Here is a 15,964-nt window from a genome sequence, read left to right on the forward strand (position 1 = left end):
CGGTTGTCGGACTGGGTACCTCCACGGTAAACGGAACAGGCAGGCCGGGGGTTCCATCGGAACCCCCGGCCTGCCCGCGGGGAGACGCTAGGCCGGAACGATGTTCACCAGCTTCGGCGCGCGCACGATCACCTTGCGGATGCCTGCGCCGCCCAGGGCCGCGATCACGCCCGGGTCGGTCAGCGCCAGCTTCTCCAGGTCCGCGTCCGAGATGGACGGGGAGATCTCCAGCCGCGCCTTGACCTTGCCCTTGATCTGGACGACGCAGGTCACGGTCTCGTCCACGACGTACGCCGGGTCCGCCACCGGGAAGTCCTGGTGGACCACGGAACCGGTGTGCCCCAGCCTGCGCCACAGCTCCTCGGCGATGTGCGGCGCCAGCGGGGTGATCAGCAGCACCAGCTGCTCGGCCACCGTCCGCGGCACCGGGCCGCCCGCCTTGGTCAGGTAGTTGTTCAGCTCGGTGACCTTGGCGATGGCGGTGTTGAAACGCAGCCCCGCCATGTCGTGGCCGACACCGTCGATCGCCTTGTGCAGCGCGCGCAGCGTGTCCTCACCGGGGGCGCTGTCGGTGACCCCGGCCTCGCCGGTCTCCTCGTCCACGACGTTGCGCCACAGCCGCTGCAGCAGCCGGTACTGGCCGACCACGGCGCGGGTGTCCCACGGCCGTGACACGTCCAGCGGGCCCATCGCCATCTCGTACAGGCGCAGGGTGTCCGCGCCGAACTCCGCACAGATCTCGTCCGGGGTGACCGCGTTCTTCAGGGACTTGCCCATCTTGCCCAGGACGCGGCTGACCTTCTCGCCCTCGAACCAGAACGCGCCGTCCCGCTCCTCGACCTCGGCAGCGGGCACCGCGATCCCGCGGCTGTCGCGGTAGACGAACGCCTGGATCATGCCCTGGTTGTACAGCTTGTGGAACGGCTCGACCGACGAGATGTGCCCCAGGTCGAACAGCACCTTGGACCAGAACCGCGCGTACAGCAGGTGCAGTACGGCGTGCTCGGCGCCGCCGACGTACAGGTCGACGCCGCCGTGCGGCTGGCCCTCGCGCGGGCCCATCCAGTACTGCTCGATGGCCGGGTCGACCAGCTTCTCACTGTTGTGCGGGTCCAGGTAGCGCAGCTCGTACCAGCACGAACCGGCCCAGTTCGGCATGGTGTTGGTCTCGCGGCGGTACTTCTTGACGCCGTCGCCCAGCCCCAGGTCCAGCTCGACGTCGACCCAGTCCTCGTTGCGGGACAGCGGGGTCTCCGGCGAGGTGTCCGCGTCGTCCGGGTCGAAGGTGCGCGGCGAGTAGTCGTCCACCTCGGGCAGTTCCAGCGGCAGCATCGACTCGGGCAGCGAGTGGGCGATGCCGTCCTCGTCGTAGACGATCGGGAACGGCTCGCCCCAGTAGCGCTGGCGGCTGAACAGCCAGTCGCGCAGCCGGAAGTTGACCGTGCCCTCGCCCACACCGCGCCCGGCCAGCCACTCGGTGATCCGCTCCTTGGCCGCGGTGACACCCAGACCGTCCAGGGAGATGCCTTCGCCGCTGGAGTTGACCAGCTTCGCCTCGGACGAGGCGAACGCGTCGTCCCAGACGGACGGGTCGGTGCCGCGGTCGTCGGACGGTTCGACGACACAGCGCATCGGCAGCTCGAAGGCGCGCGCGAAGGCGAAGTCACGGCTGTCGTGCGCGGGAACGGCCATGATCGCGCCGGTGCCGTACCCCATCAGGACGTAGTCGGCGATGAAGACCGGGACCTGCTCGCCGCTGACCGGGTTGACCGCGTAAGCGCCGGTGAAGACACCGGTCTTCTCCTTCGCGTCGGCCTGCCGCTCGACGTCCGACTTGGACGTGGCGAAGGCCCGGTACGCGGCGACGGCCTCGGCGGGGGTCGCGTGTCCGCCGGTCCAGACGTCGTGCGTGCCCTCGGGCCAGGCGTCCGGGACGATCGACTTCTCGCCGGAGACCAGCTCGTGCTCCGGAGCCAGCACCATGTACGTGGCGCCGAACAGGGTGTCCTGGCGGGTGGTGAAGACGGTGATGGGACCGGAGTCCCCGCCGACCGCGAAGTCCACGCGGGCGCCTTCGGAACGGCCGATCCAGTTCCGCTGCTGCAGCTTGATCGCTTCGGGCCAGTCCAGGGCGTCCAGGTCGGACAGCAGCCGGTCCGCGTACGCCGTGATGCGCATGTTCCACTGGCGCAGCTTCGCCTTGAAGACGGGGAAGTTACCGCGCTCGGAGCGGCCGTCGGACGTCACTTCCTCGTTCGCCAGGACGGTGCCCAGACCGGGGCACCAGTTGACGGGGGCGTCCGACGCGTACGCCAGGCGGTACTCGCTCAGCAGGTCGGCTCGCTCCACCGCGGTCAGCGCGTCCCACGTACGGCCGCCGGGGACCGGGCGCTCACCGCTCTCGAACCTGGCGGCCAGTTCGGCGATCGGCCGGGCCCTCTGCGCGTCCTGGTCGTACCAGGAGTTGAAGATCTGGACGAAGATCCACTGGGTCCACTTGTAGTACTCGGGGTCGATCGTCGCGAACGACCTGCGCTTGTCGTGACCCAGTCCCAGCCTGCGCAGCTGGGCCTTCATGTTCTCCATGTTGGCCTCGGTCGAGGCCCGCGGGTGGGTGCCGGTCTGTACGGCGAACTGCTCGGCCGGCAGCCCGAAGGCGTCGAAGCCCAGGGTGTGCAGGACGTTGTGGCCGGTCATCCGCTGATGCCTGGCGTAGACGTCCGTGGCGATGTAGCCCAGCGGGTGGCCGACGTGCAGTCCGGTGCCGGAGGGGTACGGGAACATGTCCATGATGAACTTCTTGGGCTTGGCCGCCAGGGCCGGATCGCCCGCCAGCTCGCCGGCCGGGTTCGGTGCGTCGTACGTGCCGTCGGCGTCCCAGAAGTCCTGCCAGCGTGCCTCGATGTCCGCGGCCATGGCGGCCGTGTAGCGGTGCGCTGCGGCCACCTCGGAGGAGGGCCCTCCCGCGCTTGCGGCAGCGGGGGAAGAATTCGTCTCGGTCATGATCCTCAAAGCTCCATCGGTCGTCTCTGCCCGCGATCCTCATGGCTGTGGTGCCTGTGGCACCAAACGAAAAAGCCCCTCGCACAGGAGGGGACGCCGCGCTGATGCCGACCGGGGACACTTCGTCGGTCGGGACTGATCAGCGCGGCTCACTAAGCAGGAGGCGTACGGCACGCATGGCGTCAGGGTACCGCAGGAGCCGTACGGCCCGTACGGACACCTGGCCCCCGCACGGGTCGCAGCAAGGGCCGCGGGCCGGGGTGCGGCGGGGACGGAGCCGGGAACAGGCCCCGGGGCGGAGCGGGTGACAGACCACGCCGGAGCGGGGAGCAGACGGGACGGGCCGGGCGGGCAGGCCCCCACGGGGAACGCCGCTCCGCGCGCACGACCCGGCCCCGCACACACGAAAGCGGGCCATCCGATTCGGATGACCCGCTTCCCTGTACCTCTACGAGGTCTCACTGTGGAGCTAAGGAGAATTGAACTCCTGACCTCCTGCATGCCATGCAGGCGCTCTACCAACTGAGCTATAGCCCCGTGCTGTCCGCCGTTCTGCGGGGTTGCCCCCTCGGCTCCGCCAACATTACCGGTCCCCCGTTGCTCCGCCAAATCCGTTCCGGAGTCAGGCGGTGGCGAAGGAGTAGAACCTCTTCAGCGTGCAGTGTTCCTCCAGGAGCCGGCCGTAGATCGGCTCCCCCTCCAGCTCACGGTAGGTCTCGATCGGGTCGCCTTTTATGATCAGCGCCCGCGCGCACTCCTCGCACCAGTACTGGTAGTCGGCGTTGACCGGATCCATGTCCCTGACGATCGGCGTACCACTGCCGCACCAGTCGCATTTCCTCCTGTGTGCACCCATCAGTCAGCTCCAGCTGTGGCCGCGGGGCGGGCAGTCGGGACAGGCCGGACGGGCGGGCGGCGGGGGGCAGTCGAGCAGGCCCCTGCGGTGGGGGCGTGTGCGGGCGCTGACCCCGCCGGCCAGGGCGGGGATGCGATCGGGCATGCTCGCGGGCATCGCGCTTCCCTCTCCCTCCAGGCCGTCGTCCCTCCGGCGCTCCGATTCTGCCATGGCCCCGCAAGAGGGACGGCGACGTCGGCGGAAGGACAGCGGTCCGCGGGGGCGCGGGAGCCCGCCCGGAGCCACGAAAAATCCCGCCCCCTGAAGGGGACGGGATTTCGTGATCCAACTGTGGAGCTAAGGAGAATTGAACTCCTGACCTCCTGCATGCCATGCAGGCGCTCTACCAACTGAGCTATAGCCCCGCTGTTCGCTTCGCTCGCTGCATTCTCTGCGTCCTGCGGCGCGAACAAGAAGAACTTTAGCCTGCGACCAGCCGGAAAGTGAAATCCGCCCGGACACCCCCCGGAGGGTGTTCAGTCGTCGTCGCCGAGGACCGGCTCGGGGAGGGTGCCCGCGTTGTGCTCCAGCAGCCGCCAGCCGCGGGCGCCCTCGCCCAGCACCGACCAGCAGCAGTTGGACAGCCCGCCCAGGCTCTCCCAGTGGCGCGACTCCAGACCGAGGAGCCGCCCGATGGTCGTGCGGATGGTGCCGCCGTGGCTGACGACCACCAGCGTGCCGTCGTCGGGCAGCGCGTCGGCCTGACCGAGCACCACGGGGGCGGCCCGGTCGGCGACCTCGGACTCCAGTTCGCCGCCACCTCGCCGCACGGGCTCGCCGCGCTTCCACGCGGTGTACTGCTCGCCGAACCGCGCGATGATCTCCTCGTGCGTGAGCCCCTGCCAGCTGCCCGCGTAGGTCTCCCGCAGGGCCGCGTCGTACGTGATGTCCAGACCGGTCACGGCCCCGAGCTCCTGGGCGGTGGCTGCCGCCCTGCTGAGGTCGGAGGCCACGATCGCGTCGGGCTTCATCGACGCGAGCAGCCGGGCGGAACGGCGCGCCTGGCCGAGGCCGCTCTCGGTCAGCTCGATGTCCGTGGAGCCCTGGAAGCGGCGCTCCAGGTTCCAGGCGGTCTGGCCGTGCCGCCAGAGAACGATGCGGCGCCCACGGCCGCCCTTGGTGCCGTTCAGCTCAGCTCACCGTCCAGGTCGTCGCCCGCCCCTGCGCCGGTGGCGTCGGTGCCGTTGAGCCTGGCGTGCTCCTCGGCCTTGCCGCGGGTCTTGACGGCGTCCTCGGGCAGCGAGATCTCGGGGCAGTCCTTCCAGAGCCGCTCCAGCGCGTAGTACACGCGCTCCTCGCTGTGCTGGACGTGGATGACGATGTCGACGTAGTCGAGGAGGATCCAGCGGGCGTCGCGGTCGCCCTCCCGGCGTACCGGCTTGGCGCCGAGCTCCTTGTTCAGCCGCTCCTCGATCTCGTCGACGATCGACTTGACCTGGCGGTCGTTGGGCGCGGATGCGAGCAGGAAGGCGTCGGTGATCGACAGCACGTCGCTGACGTCGTACGCGGTGATGTCGTGCGCGAGCCGGTCGGCGGCCGCCTGAGCGGCGGCGTTGATGAGCTCGATGGAACGGTCCGTGGCGGTCACTGGCAGGCTTTCGTCGGCGGTCGTGGAGTACCCCAGGGTCTCACGGACCGCCGACGGTCCCGCAATCTTCATGACCGGCCGCCGAACGGCCGCCCCGGCCGGGCCCCGGGGCGGCCGGCGGGCCTAGGTGGTCTTGTAGTCCTGCCCGAGCACCACGGACACGTCCGCGTTCGCCGCCTGCTTGCCCTTGCGGACGGCTCCGGCCGGCAGACCGAGCGTCTTCGCCACTTCGTCCGCCTTGGCCTTCTGAGCCGGGTCACCATAGCTGACCTGCGACGACGCGGTAGTACTCGCGTTACCGCCGACCACGACCGCGTACCCGCCGTTGACGAGGGCGATCCTGGCGTTCTCCGTCGCGGCCGCGCGGCCGCTGCCGTTGCTGATCCCCACGCTCACCGCGTCACCCTGGTCCGGCGCCTTCACCGAACCGCCGAGGACGTTCTTGACCACACCGGCGCTCGCCTGCGGGCTGAGCGTGCCGTCGCCCTGCACGGGCAGCAGCTCCGTGGTGTAGTCGCCCTTCTTCGCGTGCGCGGCGAGCTTGGCCAGGGACGCGCCCAGGTCCTTGTCCGTCAGGGACGGGTCCAGGATCTGCGCCAGGTTCTTCACGGTGGCCGTCGCGGCCTGCGGCACATCCGAGATCTTCTTCAGGACGCCCTGCATGACCTGGCCGAACCGCTCCAGCTGCTTCGCCTCGGGCTCACCGGGTGCGCGGTAGGTGGAGTACGCGACCGCCATCTGTCCGCTGAGCGTCTGGGCACTGCCCCGGTGCACCAGGGGCTCGGCGCCCTTCTTGGTGTCCGGCACATCGGTGTCGGTGTCGATGTCGATGTTGCCGACCAGCTCGACCAGGTTCTCCAGGTACGGGGTGTCGAGCCGCCAGGTGCCGCCGATCTTGGCACCGAGAAGGCTGCCCAGCGCGTCCCTGGTGCCGTCCGAGCCGTCGTCGTCGACGGACTTGCCGAGCGTGGTCGCCGTGCCGTCGTCGTTCGACACAGCAAGGGAGTTGGGCAGCAGGAGCGTGGTGCCCTTGCCGGTGGTGACGTTGTCGACGAGCAGCGCGGTGGACGTGCCGCCGCCCTTCGTGTTGTGCAGATGGACCACTATCGCGTTGCGCTGCTGCGCGCCGGAGGCGGTGGCACTGCCGTCGCCCGGTCCGGTGCCCGGCAGCTTGCCCGCGTACCAGAGATAGCCGACACCGCCCGCGACGACCAGCACCAGTACGACGACCAGCGAGACGACACGGTTACGTCCGCGGCGCCTGGCCTCCTCGCGCCGCTCGGTGCGGCTCTCGGTGAACTTCAGCCAGTCGATGACGTCTTCGGAGTCCTCGTCGGGCTCCTCGATGAAGGAGAACTGCTCGGTCCGGTACTCGTCATCGCCGGGAGCGGGACGCCGCTGGCCAGGAACGGCCCGCTGCTGCGGCTCCTGCGGGGGCTGCTCCCGCCGGGCCGCTTCCGGCTGCTGCGGGGACCGCGGCCGGGAGGGCTGGGACTGCGCGGACTCAGCCTGCGGGGCCTGGGTCTGCGGGGCCTGCGCCGGGGGCTGGGTCTGCTGCTGCGGAATCCACTGCTGCGTGGTGTCCACGGCGGGCTGCTGCGCCGTCCCGTAGTCGTAGCCCTGGCGGTCGTACGGCGCGGGCGGCGACTGCTGCTGCTGCGCGTACGGGTCGTATCCGTACCCCTGGGCCTGCTGCTGGTGCTGCTGCCCGTACGGGTCGTACTGCTGCCCGGTGTGCCGGGGCTGTTGCTGCTGCTGTTCCTGAGGCGGCTGCACCTGCTGGTACACCGGCTGGCCGTACTCGTCGTACCCGACGAGCTGCATCGGCTGCCCGTACTGGTCGTACTGCACATACGGGTTCTGTCGGTCGTTCAACGGTGCCCCTCTCCACGGCTCATTCGCCGCGGTACAGCTGGCGCTTGTCGATGTAGCGCACCACACCGTCCGGAACCAGATACCAGACCGGGTCCCCCTGCTCGACCCTGGCGCGGCAGTCGGTCGACGAGATCGCCAGGGCGGGCACCTCCACCAGGGAGACGCCGCCCTCCGGCAGGCCGTCGTCCGTCAGGACGTGGCCCGGCCTGGTCACGCCGATGAAATGGGAGAGTGCGAACAGCTCTTCGGCGTTCCGCCAGGTGAGGATCTGGGAGAGGGCGTCGGCACCGGTGATGAAGAAGAGGTCCGCGTCCGTGTTGCGGTCGCGCAGATCCCGCAGGGTGTCGATGGTGTACGTCGGTCCGCCGCGGTCGATGTCGATACGGCTGACCGAGAACTGCGGGTTGGACGCGGTCGCGATGACCGTCATCAGATAGCGGTCCTCGGCCGGGGAGACCACTTTGTGGCTCTTCTGCCACGGCTGCCCGGTCGGTACGAACACGACCTCGTCCAGCTGGAACTGAGAGGCCACCTCACTGGCGGCCACCAGGTGTCCGTGGTGGATCGGGTCGAATGTCCCGCCCATCACGCCGAGACGCCTCTTCTGCTCTCCCATGCGTGCAGACCCTACTGGCCCGCCACCTGACCGTCAGCGCCGCGGGTCAGCGGTCGCGGTTGAAACGGGTGGTGATCCACAGCAGCAGCAGGAGCGCGAGGAACGCGCCGCCGCCGGTGACGTAGGGGCTGAGGCTTTCGTGGTTGCCACCGTGCCCGCTCTCGGAGGCGAGAGTGGCGAGGCTGGCAGTGGTGCTGTGGAGGCTCATGGTCAGCAGGACCTATCCGGGAGTCGGAGCGGGGGCTTCGCGCACATCGTATGCGGGCCTCCGGGGCACGCTCACGCCGACTCAGTCGTTGTCGCGATATCCGCGCAGGAGAAACCAGGCGAGCAGGACAGCCCCGACAAGCAGGACGACGAGCAGGACCCGCAAGGTGTCGCCCGGCCCCTGCTGGTTCGTGGCAGCGGCGAGCAGTGTGGTCACGTCCGGCATGGCGGGTGCGCTCCTTCTCGGTGTAGGACCCCCGCCACACGGTAGCCCCACCGCATACGCTGAGGCCCGTCAGGGGGACGAGCAGGGCTCGAAGACGGAAAGCAGGGGGACATTCATGACAGACAGCGGTCACGGCAGCGGTCACGAGAACGTGCCGGGCAGGCAGCGCAGGCGCTTCCAGGGCATCTCCTCACGGGCGTACGAGCATCCGGCGGACCGGTCCGCCCTGGTGGCACTGCGGAAGCTCACCGGTTTCGACACCGTGCTCAAGGCCCTCAGCGGGCTGCTGCCCGAGCGCAGCCTGCGGCTCCTGTTCCTCTCGGATTCGGTGCGGGTGAGCGACGCCCAGTTCTCGCACCTCCACGTCATGCTGCGGGACGCCTGCTACATCCTGGACCTGGAGAAGGTCCCCGCCATGTACGTGACGCAGAATCCCCAGCCCAACGCCATGTGCATCGGGCTGGACGAGCCGCTCATCGTGGTCACCACAGGGCTGGTCGAGCTCCTCGACGAGGAGGAGATGCGCGCGGTCGTCGGCCACGAGGTGGGGCACGCGCTCTCCGGCCACTCGGTGTACCGCACGATCCTGCTCTTCCTCACCGGCATAGCGCTGAAGGTCGCCTGGATCCCGCTGGGCAATGTGGCGATCATGGCGCTGGTGACGGGGTTGCGCGAGTGGTTCCGCAAGTCGGAACTCTCGGCCGACCGGGCGGGGCTGCTCGTGGGCCAGGACCTCCGGGCGTCGATGCGCGGCCTGATGAAGATCGCCGGCGGTAACCATCTGCACGAGATGAACGTCGACGCGTTCCTGGAGCAGGCCGAGGAGTACGAGGCGGGCGGCGACCTGCGCGACTCGGTGCTGAAGATCCTCAACGTGCTGCCGCGCAGCCACCCGTTCACCACGGTGCGCGCCGCCGAGCTGAAGAAGTGGGCGGAGAGCCGCGACTTCCAGCGGATCATGGACGGCCACTACCCCCGGCGCGACGAGGACAAGGACACCTCGGTCGCCGACTCCTTCCGGGAGTCCGCGTCGCACTACGCCGACACGGTGCGCACCAGCAAGGACCCCCTGATGAAGCTGGTGGGCGACATCGCCGGCGGCGCGGGCGACCTGGGCGGGAAGCTGCGGGGGAAGTTCACGGGCGGCGGGGCCGGCGGCCCCAAGGACGGCACAGGGAAGGAAGGCGGCCCCGGGAACGACAGCGGCGGCGGAAACGACGGCGACGGCTCTAACGGCGGTCCGGCAGGACCGGCTGCGCGGTAGCGGCGAGCGTCCCGCAGAGCGCGGTGGCCGGCTGCCCGGTGGCGTACGGATCGGTGCCGGGCGGGCCACCGCCGGCCGCGCGCCGGCCCGCGAGCAGCGGGCGCAGCCGGTTCGCCGTGTCCGCCGTACAGCTCTGCGGTCCTGCCTCCACATCAGCGATCGTCACCTGCGCCTGACGCAGCCGCAGGTCCTCGGCGCCGAACCGGAAGTGCACCTCGCGGTGGACGGTGAACAGCGATGCGCCGTCCGCCTTCGGGGGCGCGGGGCCGGCCGGTCTGAGCGAGTAGACGAAGGTGTGGTCCGCGACCACCTCCAGGGTCCGGCCCGCCGCCTCCGCGTACCGCAGCTCGCCCGCTACCCGTACGTCGGAGCTCGCGAGCGCCACCTGGGCGGGGTCGAAGCGGACCAGCCAGCCGGTCGCGGCGTGGCGGCCGTCCGCCGACGGCGCCGCCAGGCTCCGGTTGAACTGCGCGTACTGGGCCGGGGCGATCAGGTCCCTGACCGCCTGCGCCGGACCGCCCATCAGCACCCCGGGGTCCAGTGAGGACTCGATGACGTACTGCCGGGCGATCTTCAGCGCGGCCAGTACCTCGCTGTAGGCGAAGTGCGCGGTCGCGCGGGCGCCCGGCGGGTTCACGCCCGAAGCGCCGGTACGGAAGGCGGCTGCGGGGCTGTGTGCGATGAGGCCGGCGGGTGTCCCGCCCGGCACCGCGCCCCGCGGCGCCAGCGGCACGACGACGGTGTGCAGCTCCTCGGCCCGGGCGACCGGCGGAGGCCGGTACGGGTGGTGGGTGCCCATGAAGACCACGGTGCCGAAGGCCAGCCCCAGCAGCGACAGAGCGACGAGGAGCCGTCCGGCACCTCTGCGCGGCCATCCGGAGCGGCTGCGGACGGCCCGTGCGTGGTGGCCCATCCGCTCCTGCGCCGAGAACTCCTGGAGACGGGCAGCCCTGATGAACGATTCGTCGAAGACGACGGACCGGTACTCGTCCTCGCCACCGCTGGGCAGGCCCTCGGGAGTCCCCTCGGGCGGCTCATCGCGCCCCGCCATACCTTGAGACTAGGTCGCGGCGGGGCTGCCTAAACGCTCCGGTACGGGACAACTTGCGGGCGCGGCGGGCGCCGTCCGGGAGCCGGGGCGCGGCAGCACCGGCCCTGCCGCGGGTCCGGGGCGGGTGGACAGCGCCGTCAGGGCGTACCCGGAAGCACGGGGGCGGGTGCAGCCGAATGGTCCATCGAGTGGCCCGCGGCGACGGAGGGCGACGGGGCCTGCCGGGAGATTCCCGGGCCGCCCGGCACCGCGTCGACCCCCGTCGTCACCGGAGCGGGTACCTGGTCCTGGCGGCTGGCCGAAGCGCCCCGGTAGACCGCGGCGAAGGCCAGCGCCACCATGCCGATCCCCATGACGAGGGCCAGCAGCCAGGCGACCGGCCGGTGCCAGCGTGCCCGGCCCCGGTAGGGGCGCAGCGCGCCGCCGTGCAGCCCGTACGGGCCGCTCTCGCCGTCGTCGGGGCCGCCGGCCGGGGAGCCGCCGCCCGGGCCGTGGAGGAGGCCGTACCCGGCTGCGTTCTCGCGGAGGAATTCGTCGTACTCGTCGAAGTGGTCGTCGTCGCCGCCGGGACCGCCGGCGCGGGCCTTGGCGGCCTCGGCCTCCGCGCGCGCTTCGGCGGCGGCCAGCAGCCGTTCGACGGCGCTCGGTTCGTGATAGGTGGCGGCCCTGACGAAGTCCTCGCCGAAGACCACGGAGGCGAATTCCTCGTCCGCTCCTCCGCGGTCGTCGTCAGGCTCCCAGCCGTCCTGGAACGGCTTGCCCCCCACGTCGTCCGGCACCTCTTCAGAGTAGACCCGGCGGGTGGTTTTGGGCAGGGAGAGTGCGAAGTCCACCGATCGTGGTGGTCACCGGATGTGACCGTCCCCTGTCACGATGTACTTGGTCGAGGTCAGCTCGGGGAGTCCCATCGGCCCGCGGGCGTGCAGCTTCTGCGTGGAGATTCCGATCTCCGCCCCGAATCCGAACTGGCTGCCGTCGGTGAAACGGGTGGACGCGTTCACGGCGACCGTCGTGGAATCGACCAGCTGGGTGAAACGGCGGGCCGCGGCCTGCGAGGTGGTGACGATCGCCTCGGTGTGGCCGGATGTCCACAGCCTGATGTGCGCGACGGCCGCGTCGAGCGAGTCGACGACGGCGGCGGCGATGTCGTACGAGAGGTACTCGGTCTCCCAGTCCTCCCCGGTCGCCTCGACGACCGTCGCCTTCGTCCCGGCCGCGTGCTCCAGCACCCGCTCGTCGCCGTGCACGGTCACCCCTGCCTCAGCGAGTGCGTCGAGTGCCTTCGGCAGGAACGCGCCGGCGATGTCCCGGTGCACCAGCAGCGTCTCGGCCGCGTTGCAGACGGAAGGCCGCTGGGCCTTGGAGTTGATCAGGATGTCGACGGCCATGTCGAGGTCGGCCTGCGCGTCCACATACACATGGCAGTTGCCGGTGCCCGTCTCGATGACGGGGACGGTGGACTGCTCGACGACGGTACGGATCAGGGAGGCGCCGCCGCGGGGGATCAGTACGTCGACCATGCCCCGGGCGCGCATCAGCTCCGTCACGGACTCGCGGCTCTCGCCCGGCACGAGCTGGACGGCGTCGGCCGGCAGCCCGGAGCCCCCGACCGCGTCGCGCAGGACCCGTACGAGCGCGGTGTTCGAGGCGTAGGCGGAGGCGGAGCCGCGCAGCAGCACCGCGTTGCCCGACTTGAGGCAGAGCGCGGCGGCGTCCACGGTCACATTGGGCCTGGCCTCGTAGATGATCCCGACGACGCCGAGCGGTACCCGCACCTGGCGCAGGTCGATCCCGTTGGGCAGCGTCGAGCCCCGTACGACCTCGCCGACCGGGTCGGGCAGCGCCGCGACACCCCGTACGTCCCCCGCGATGGCGCGGACGCGCTCGGGGGTCAGGGTCAGGCGGTCGATGACCGTCTCGGCGGCACCGGCGGCCCTGGCCTTCGCGACGTCCTCGGTGTTGGCCTCGACGATCTCGGCGGTGCGTACTTCGAGCGCGTCGGCGATGGCCAGCAGGGCGTCGTCCTTGGCGGCGCGCGGCAGCGGCGCGAGGTCGGCCGCGGCGGCGCGGGACCGGTAGGCGGCCTGGATGACCGGGGACTGGTCGGAGAGCGGGGAGAGCGAGGTCATCCCCGCAGACTAATGCGCGGTCTGCGTGCGTCCGTCCGTTATCCCACGCTCCGAGACGGCCGGGCGCGGTACTGGCGTCCCGGAGCGGGGAATGTCAGAAGGGGTGCACCCCCACGGGCGCCGCGGGCGGCGGTCCGTATCCCTCGGCTATCCGCAGGTGGTAGGTCTCGCGGTCGATGACCTCAAGACCCACGATCTCCCACGGGGGCAGCTGCGACGTGGAGCGGTGCTCGCCCCAGAGGCGCAGGGCCACCGCGGCGGCGTCATGGAGGTCCCGCGCCTCCTCCCAGTAGCGGATCTCCGCGTGGTCGTCGGCGTACCGGCTGGTCAGCAGGAAGGGGTGGTCGTGCGCGAGCTGTTCGAGGCCGCGCCTGACCTCCTTGAGCGGGGCGGCGCGGCCCGACACACTCAGAGTGATGTGCCAGAGCTTCGACAGCGCGGCTTCGTCCCCGGGGCTCTGGGGCCGCTGCTCCCCGTCCGCGGCCGCTTCCTCGCGCTCCTCGAAGCCGGCGCCCGCGCCGACGCTCGTCAGGGTCCGCTCCCCGGTTCCTCGGGGCGGTGCCCCCGGACGGGCTCGTCTCACCGGCGGCCTCCTGTGCGTTGCGGCGTCTGCCCCGCGGCGACGGGCCGGGCAGCGGTCGGGAGCGGACCCCCGGGACAAAGTTGACCAGCCCGGCGCCCGGCGCGTGACGGTTTTCCCGAAGGTCCCTTCTGAAAGGCTGGTGTTTCAGCCGTTTCAGGGGGCCATGACAACAAGATCGTCTCTGTGTACGACTTCCCGCTCGTAGGCAGGGCCGAGCTCCCGGGCCAGGTCGCGTGTGGAGCGGCCGAGCAGCTGGGGGAGCTCCTTGGCATCGAAGTTCACCAGGCCCCGTGCGACGGTCCGGCCGGCGGTGTCCCGCAGCTCCACGGGGTCCCCGGCGCTGAACTCGCCCTCCACGGCTGCGATTCCGGCGGGCAGCAGTGAGGAGTTGCGGTCCACGACCGCCCGCACCGCCCCGTCGTCCAGGGTGAGCGCGCCCAGGGGGGTCGAGGCGTGCTGCAGCCAGAGCAGCCGGCCGGCGGAGCGGCGTCCCGTGCGGTGGAAGTACGTCCCGGTGTCCCGGCCCGCGAGGGCGTCGGCGGCGCGCGAGGCCGAGGTCAGCACGACCGGCACGGAGGCCGCGGCGGCGATCCTGGCGGCCTCGACCTTGGTGACCATGCCCCCGGTGCCGACACCCGCCTTCCCCGCGGAGCCGATGGAGACGTGGGCGATGTCGGCGGGGCCCGCCACCTCCGCGATCCGGCGGGTGCCCGGCTGCGCCGGATCGCCGTCGTACAGCCCGTCGACGTCCGAGAGCAGGACGAGCAGGTCGGCGCGGACGAGATGGGCGACGAGTGCGGCGAGCCGGTCGTTGTCACCGAAACGGATCTCGTCCGTGGCCACCGTGTCGTTCTCGTTGACGACCGGGACCGCGCCCATGGCGAGCAGCTGGTCGAGGGTCCGGTAGGCATTGCGGTAGTGCGCCCTGCGGCTGGTGTCGTCGGAGGTCAGCAGCACCTGGCCGACCCGGACGCCGTAGCGCGCGAAGGACGCGGTGTACCGCGCGACGAGAAGCCCCTGGCCGACGCTGGCGGCGGCCTGCTGCCTGGCCAGGTCCTTGGGGCGGCGGGCCAGCCCGAGTGGCGCGAGACCTGCGGCGATGGCGCCGCTGGAGACGAGCACGATCTCCTTCTCGCCGCCGTTCCTGACCTTGGCCAGCACGTCGACGAGCGCGTCCACCCGGTCCGCGTCGAGCCCGCCGGCCGCGGTCGTGAGGGAGGAGGATCCGACCTTCACGACGATCCTGCGGGCTTCCGTTACGAGTTGCCTTGCCTCTGTCACACGGCCGAATCTATGTCAGCCGCGTCTGTCGGCGCGCGGGTATTCCACGCGCTGGACAGGTCCGGCGGCGGCCCACTTGCGCAGTCTGCGCAGCCGGGTGCGTCCGGCCGCGGGCAGCCGCCGCCAGACCGGGGGGCAGGGCACCTCGTAGATGTGGTCGGGGATACCGGCGGAGCGGTCCCTGAAGTACGGAAGGGCGAGGTGGTACGTGCCGTTGAGGCCCCGGCCGACGCGCTCGGGCTGCTTGATCTCCTTGAGCTGGGTGAGAGCCCCGGTGAGGAGGTCGGTCCGGCCCAGCGCCACGCAGTGCAGCCGCAGCCGCTCGGCGGGCTTGAGTCTGCGGGCGACGCCCGGGTTCCAGTACGCGGCCATCAGCGGGGCGGCGAGGTCCATCCGCTTCTGCTGGACCGCGGCGGACTGCTTGAGGAAGCCGGCGGCGAACTGCGGGAGCAGCGTCACCACGAAGGGCCGCACCATGAGCATGTCGCGCCGCTCGCCCGGCGGCACGTACTGCGCTATCAGCCCCATGAGGGCCCGCGCCGAGTCGAACCGCAGCACGTACGTGCCGCTCTTCGTCACATGCTTGCCGTCGTCACGGCCCACGAGGTAGTAGCAGGTGTAGTCGGAGATGACGGACACGCCGTCGCCGCGCAGATAGGTCTCCAGCGTGAAGAGGGCGTCCTCGCCCGTCTTGAGGCTCTCGTCGAAGGTGATCCCGAGCCGTTCGAGCAGCGCGCGCCGGAAGAGCTTCTGGGCGCTCAGGGTGAACTTGATCTGCGAGTCGAAGACATCGGCCCGCTCGACGGTCTGCTTCCACATCGACTTGGGGGCGCCGCGGTTGACGCCGACGACCTTCCCGAGCACGACGTCCGTGCCGGCGCGGTCCCCCATCGCGACCATGCGCTCCAGCGCCTCTTCGCCGAAGTAGTCGTCCGCGTCGAGGAAGAACACATAGCGGCCGCGGGCGAGTCCGAGACCCACGTTGCGCGGCCCGCTGGGGCCCCCGGAGTTCTTCTGCCGGACGACCGTGGTGCGTACCTTCGACCGGGCCGCGAACTCTTCGAGGTACTCCCCCGTGCCGTCGGTCGATCCGTCGTCCACGGCGACGATCTCGATTCTGTCCGCCCCCAGGGTCTGGGCCTCCACGGACTCCAGGCACTTCACGAGGTACGGCATCGCTTCATACGCACCGACGACAACGGTCACATCGGGCTCACTGGTGCTCATCACAACAGCAAGACCGGTA

The 15,964-nt window shown here is 70.8% G+C and carries 15 protein-coding genes and 2 tRNA genes; 1 reads left to right on the forward strand and 16 read right to left on the reverse strand.

Annotation, left to right across the window (positions count from 1 at the left end):
• Window positions 1-87 precede the first annotated feature (87 nt).
• From leuS to OG917_RS11370, 10 genes are all read right to left on the reverse strand, one after another.
• A complete protein-coding gene (gene leuS, locus OG917_RS11325; RefSeq protein WP_328317448.1) occupies window positions 88-3,003 on the reverse strand; it encodes a leucine--tRNA ligase in 2,916 nt (971 codons plus the stop codon).
• A gap of 464 nt (window positions 3,004-3,467) precedes the next feature.
• Window positions 3,468-3,540: transfer RNA gene (locus tag OG917_RS11330), tRNA-Ala, on the reverse strand.
• Between the two features lie 85 nt (window positions 3,541-3,625).
• Window positions 3,626-3,859 (reverse strand): hypothetical protein, encoded by a 234-nt coding sequence (locus OG917_RS11335; RefSeq protein ID WP_018103228.1) that lies wholly within the window; start codon window positions 3,857-3,859, stop codon window positions 3,626-3,628.
• A gap of 331 nt (window positions 3,860-4,190) precedes the next feature.
• A tRNA-Ala gene (locus OG917_RS11340) sits at window positions 4,191-4,263 on the reverse strand.
• Between the two features lie 111 nt (window positions 4,264-4,374).
• Complete coding sequence (locus OG917_RS11345) at window positions 4,375-5,028, reverse strand: histidine phosphatase family protein (RefSeq protein ID WP_328321817.1); 654 nt, start codon at window positions 5,026-5,028, stop codon at window positions 4,375-4,377.
• Entirely contained in the window at window positions 5,025-5,486 is a 462-nt protein-coding gene (gene rsfS / locus OG917_RS11350) for a ribosome silencing factor (RefSeq protein ID WP_328321819.1), read from the reverse strand. Before rsfS ends, OG917_RS11345 begins: the two co-directional genes overlap by 4 nt.
• A gap of 123 nt (window positions 5,487-5,609) precedes the next feature.
• Window positions 5,610-7,361: an LCP family protein gene (locus OG917_RS11355; RefSeq protein ID WP_328317449.1), complete on the reverse strand. Its 1,752-nt coding sequence runs from the start codon at window positions 7,359-7,361 to the stop codon at window positions 5,610-5,612.
• Window positions 7,362-7,380: 19 nt separating this feature from the next.
• Complete coding sequence (gene nadD / locus OG917_RS11360) at window positions 7,381-7,977, reverse strand: nicotinate-nucleotide adenylyltransferase (RefSeq protein WP_328317450.1); 597 nt, start codon at window positions 7,975-7,977, stop codon at window positions 7,381-7,383.
• Between the two features lie 46 nt (window positions 7,978-8,023).
• Complete coding sequence (locus OG917_RS11365) at window positions 8,024-8,185, reverse strand: hypothetical protein (protein WP_328317451.1); 162 nt, start codon at window positions 8,183-8,185, stop codon at window positions 8,024-8,026.
• An 81-nt stretch (window positions 8,186-8,266) separates the two neighbouring features.
• Window positions 8,267-8,410 (reverse strand): hypothetical protein, encoded by a 144-nt coding sequence (locus tag OG917_RS11370; protein ID WP_328317452.1) that lies wholly within the window; start codon window positions 8,408-8,410, stop codon window positions 8,267-8,269.
• A 115-nt stretch (window positions 8,411-8,525) separates the two neighbouring features.
• On the opposite strand from OG917_RS11370, the gene OG917_RS11375 reads away from it, so the two are divergent.
• Window positions 8,526-9,674, forward strand: coding sequence for a M48 family metallopeptidase (locus tag OG917_RS11375; RefSeq protein WP_328317453.1), 1,149 nt, complete (start codon window positions 8,526-8,528; stop codon window positions 9,672-9,674).
• Here OG917_RS11375 and OG917_RS11380 read toward each other — a convergent pair.
• The 6 genes from OG917_RS11380 to OG917_RS11405 form a co-directional block, all read right to left on the reverse strand.
• A complete protein-coding gene (locus OG917_RS11380) occupies window positions 9,640-10,725 on the reverse strand; it encodes an SCO2583 family membrane protein (protein ID WP_328317454.1) in 1,086 nt (361 codons plus the stop codon). The two genes, OG917_RS11375 and OG917_RS11380, sit on opposite strands and share 35 nt — an antisense overlap.
• Before the next feature lie 137 nt (window positions 10,726-10,862).
• Complete coding sequence (locus tag OG917_RS11385) at window positions 10,863-11,504, reverse strand: SCO2584 family spore wall biosynthesis protein (protein WP_328317455.1); 642 nt, start codon at window positions 11,502-11,504, stop codon at window positions 10,863-10,865.
• Between the two features lie 66 nt (window positions 11,505-11,570).
• On the reverse strand, window positions 11,571-12,854 hold the full coding sequence (locus OG917_RS11390; RefSeq protein WP_328317456.1) for a glutamate-5-semialdehyde dehydrogenase: 1,284 nt from the start codon (window positions 12,852-12,854) through the stop codon (window positions 11,571-11,573).
• Window positions 12,855-12,948: 94 nt separating this feature from the next.
• Window positions 12,949-13,437: a hypothetical protein gene (locus OG917_RS11395; RefSeq protein WP_328317457.1), complete on the reverse strand. Its 489-nt coding sequence runs from the start codon at window positions 13,435-13,437 to the stop codon at window positions 12,949-12,951.
• A gap of 153 nt (window positions 13,438-13,590) precedes the next feature.
• Window positions 13,591-14,718, reverse strand: coding sequence for a glutamate 5-kinase (proB, locus tag OG917_RS11400; RefSeq protein WP_328317458.1), 1,128 nt, complete (start codon window positions 14,716-14,718; stop codon window positions 13,591-13,593).
• 15 nt (window positions 14,719-14,733) lie between these two features.
• Entirely contained in the window at window positions 14,734-15,945 is a 1,212-nt protein-coding gene (locus OG917_RS11405; RefSeq protein ID WP_328317459.1) for a glycosyltransferase family 2 protein, read from the reverse strand.
• Window positions 15,946-15,964: the final 19 nt, after the last annotated feature.

Origin of the sequence: Streptomyces sp. NBC_00388, assembly GCF_036061255.1 — a bacterium.
Taxonomy (GTDB): domain Bacteria; phylum Actinomycetota; class Actinomycetes; order Streptomycetales; family Streptomycetaceae; genus Streptomyces.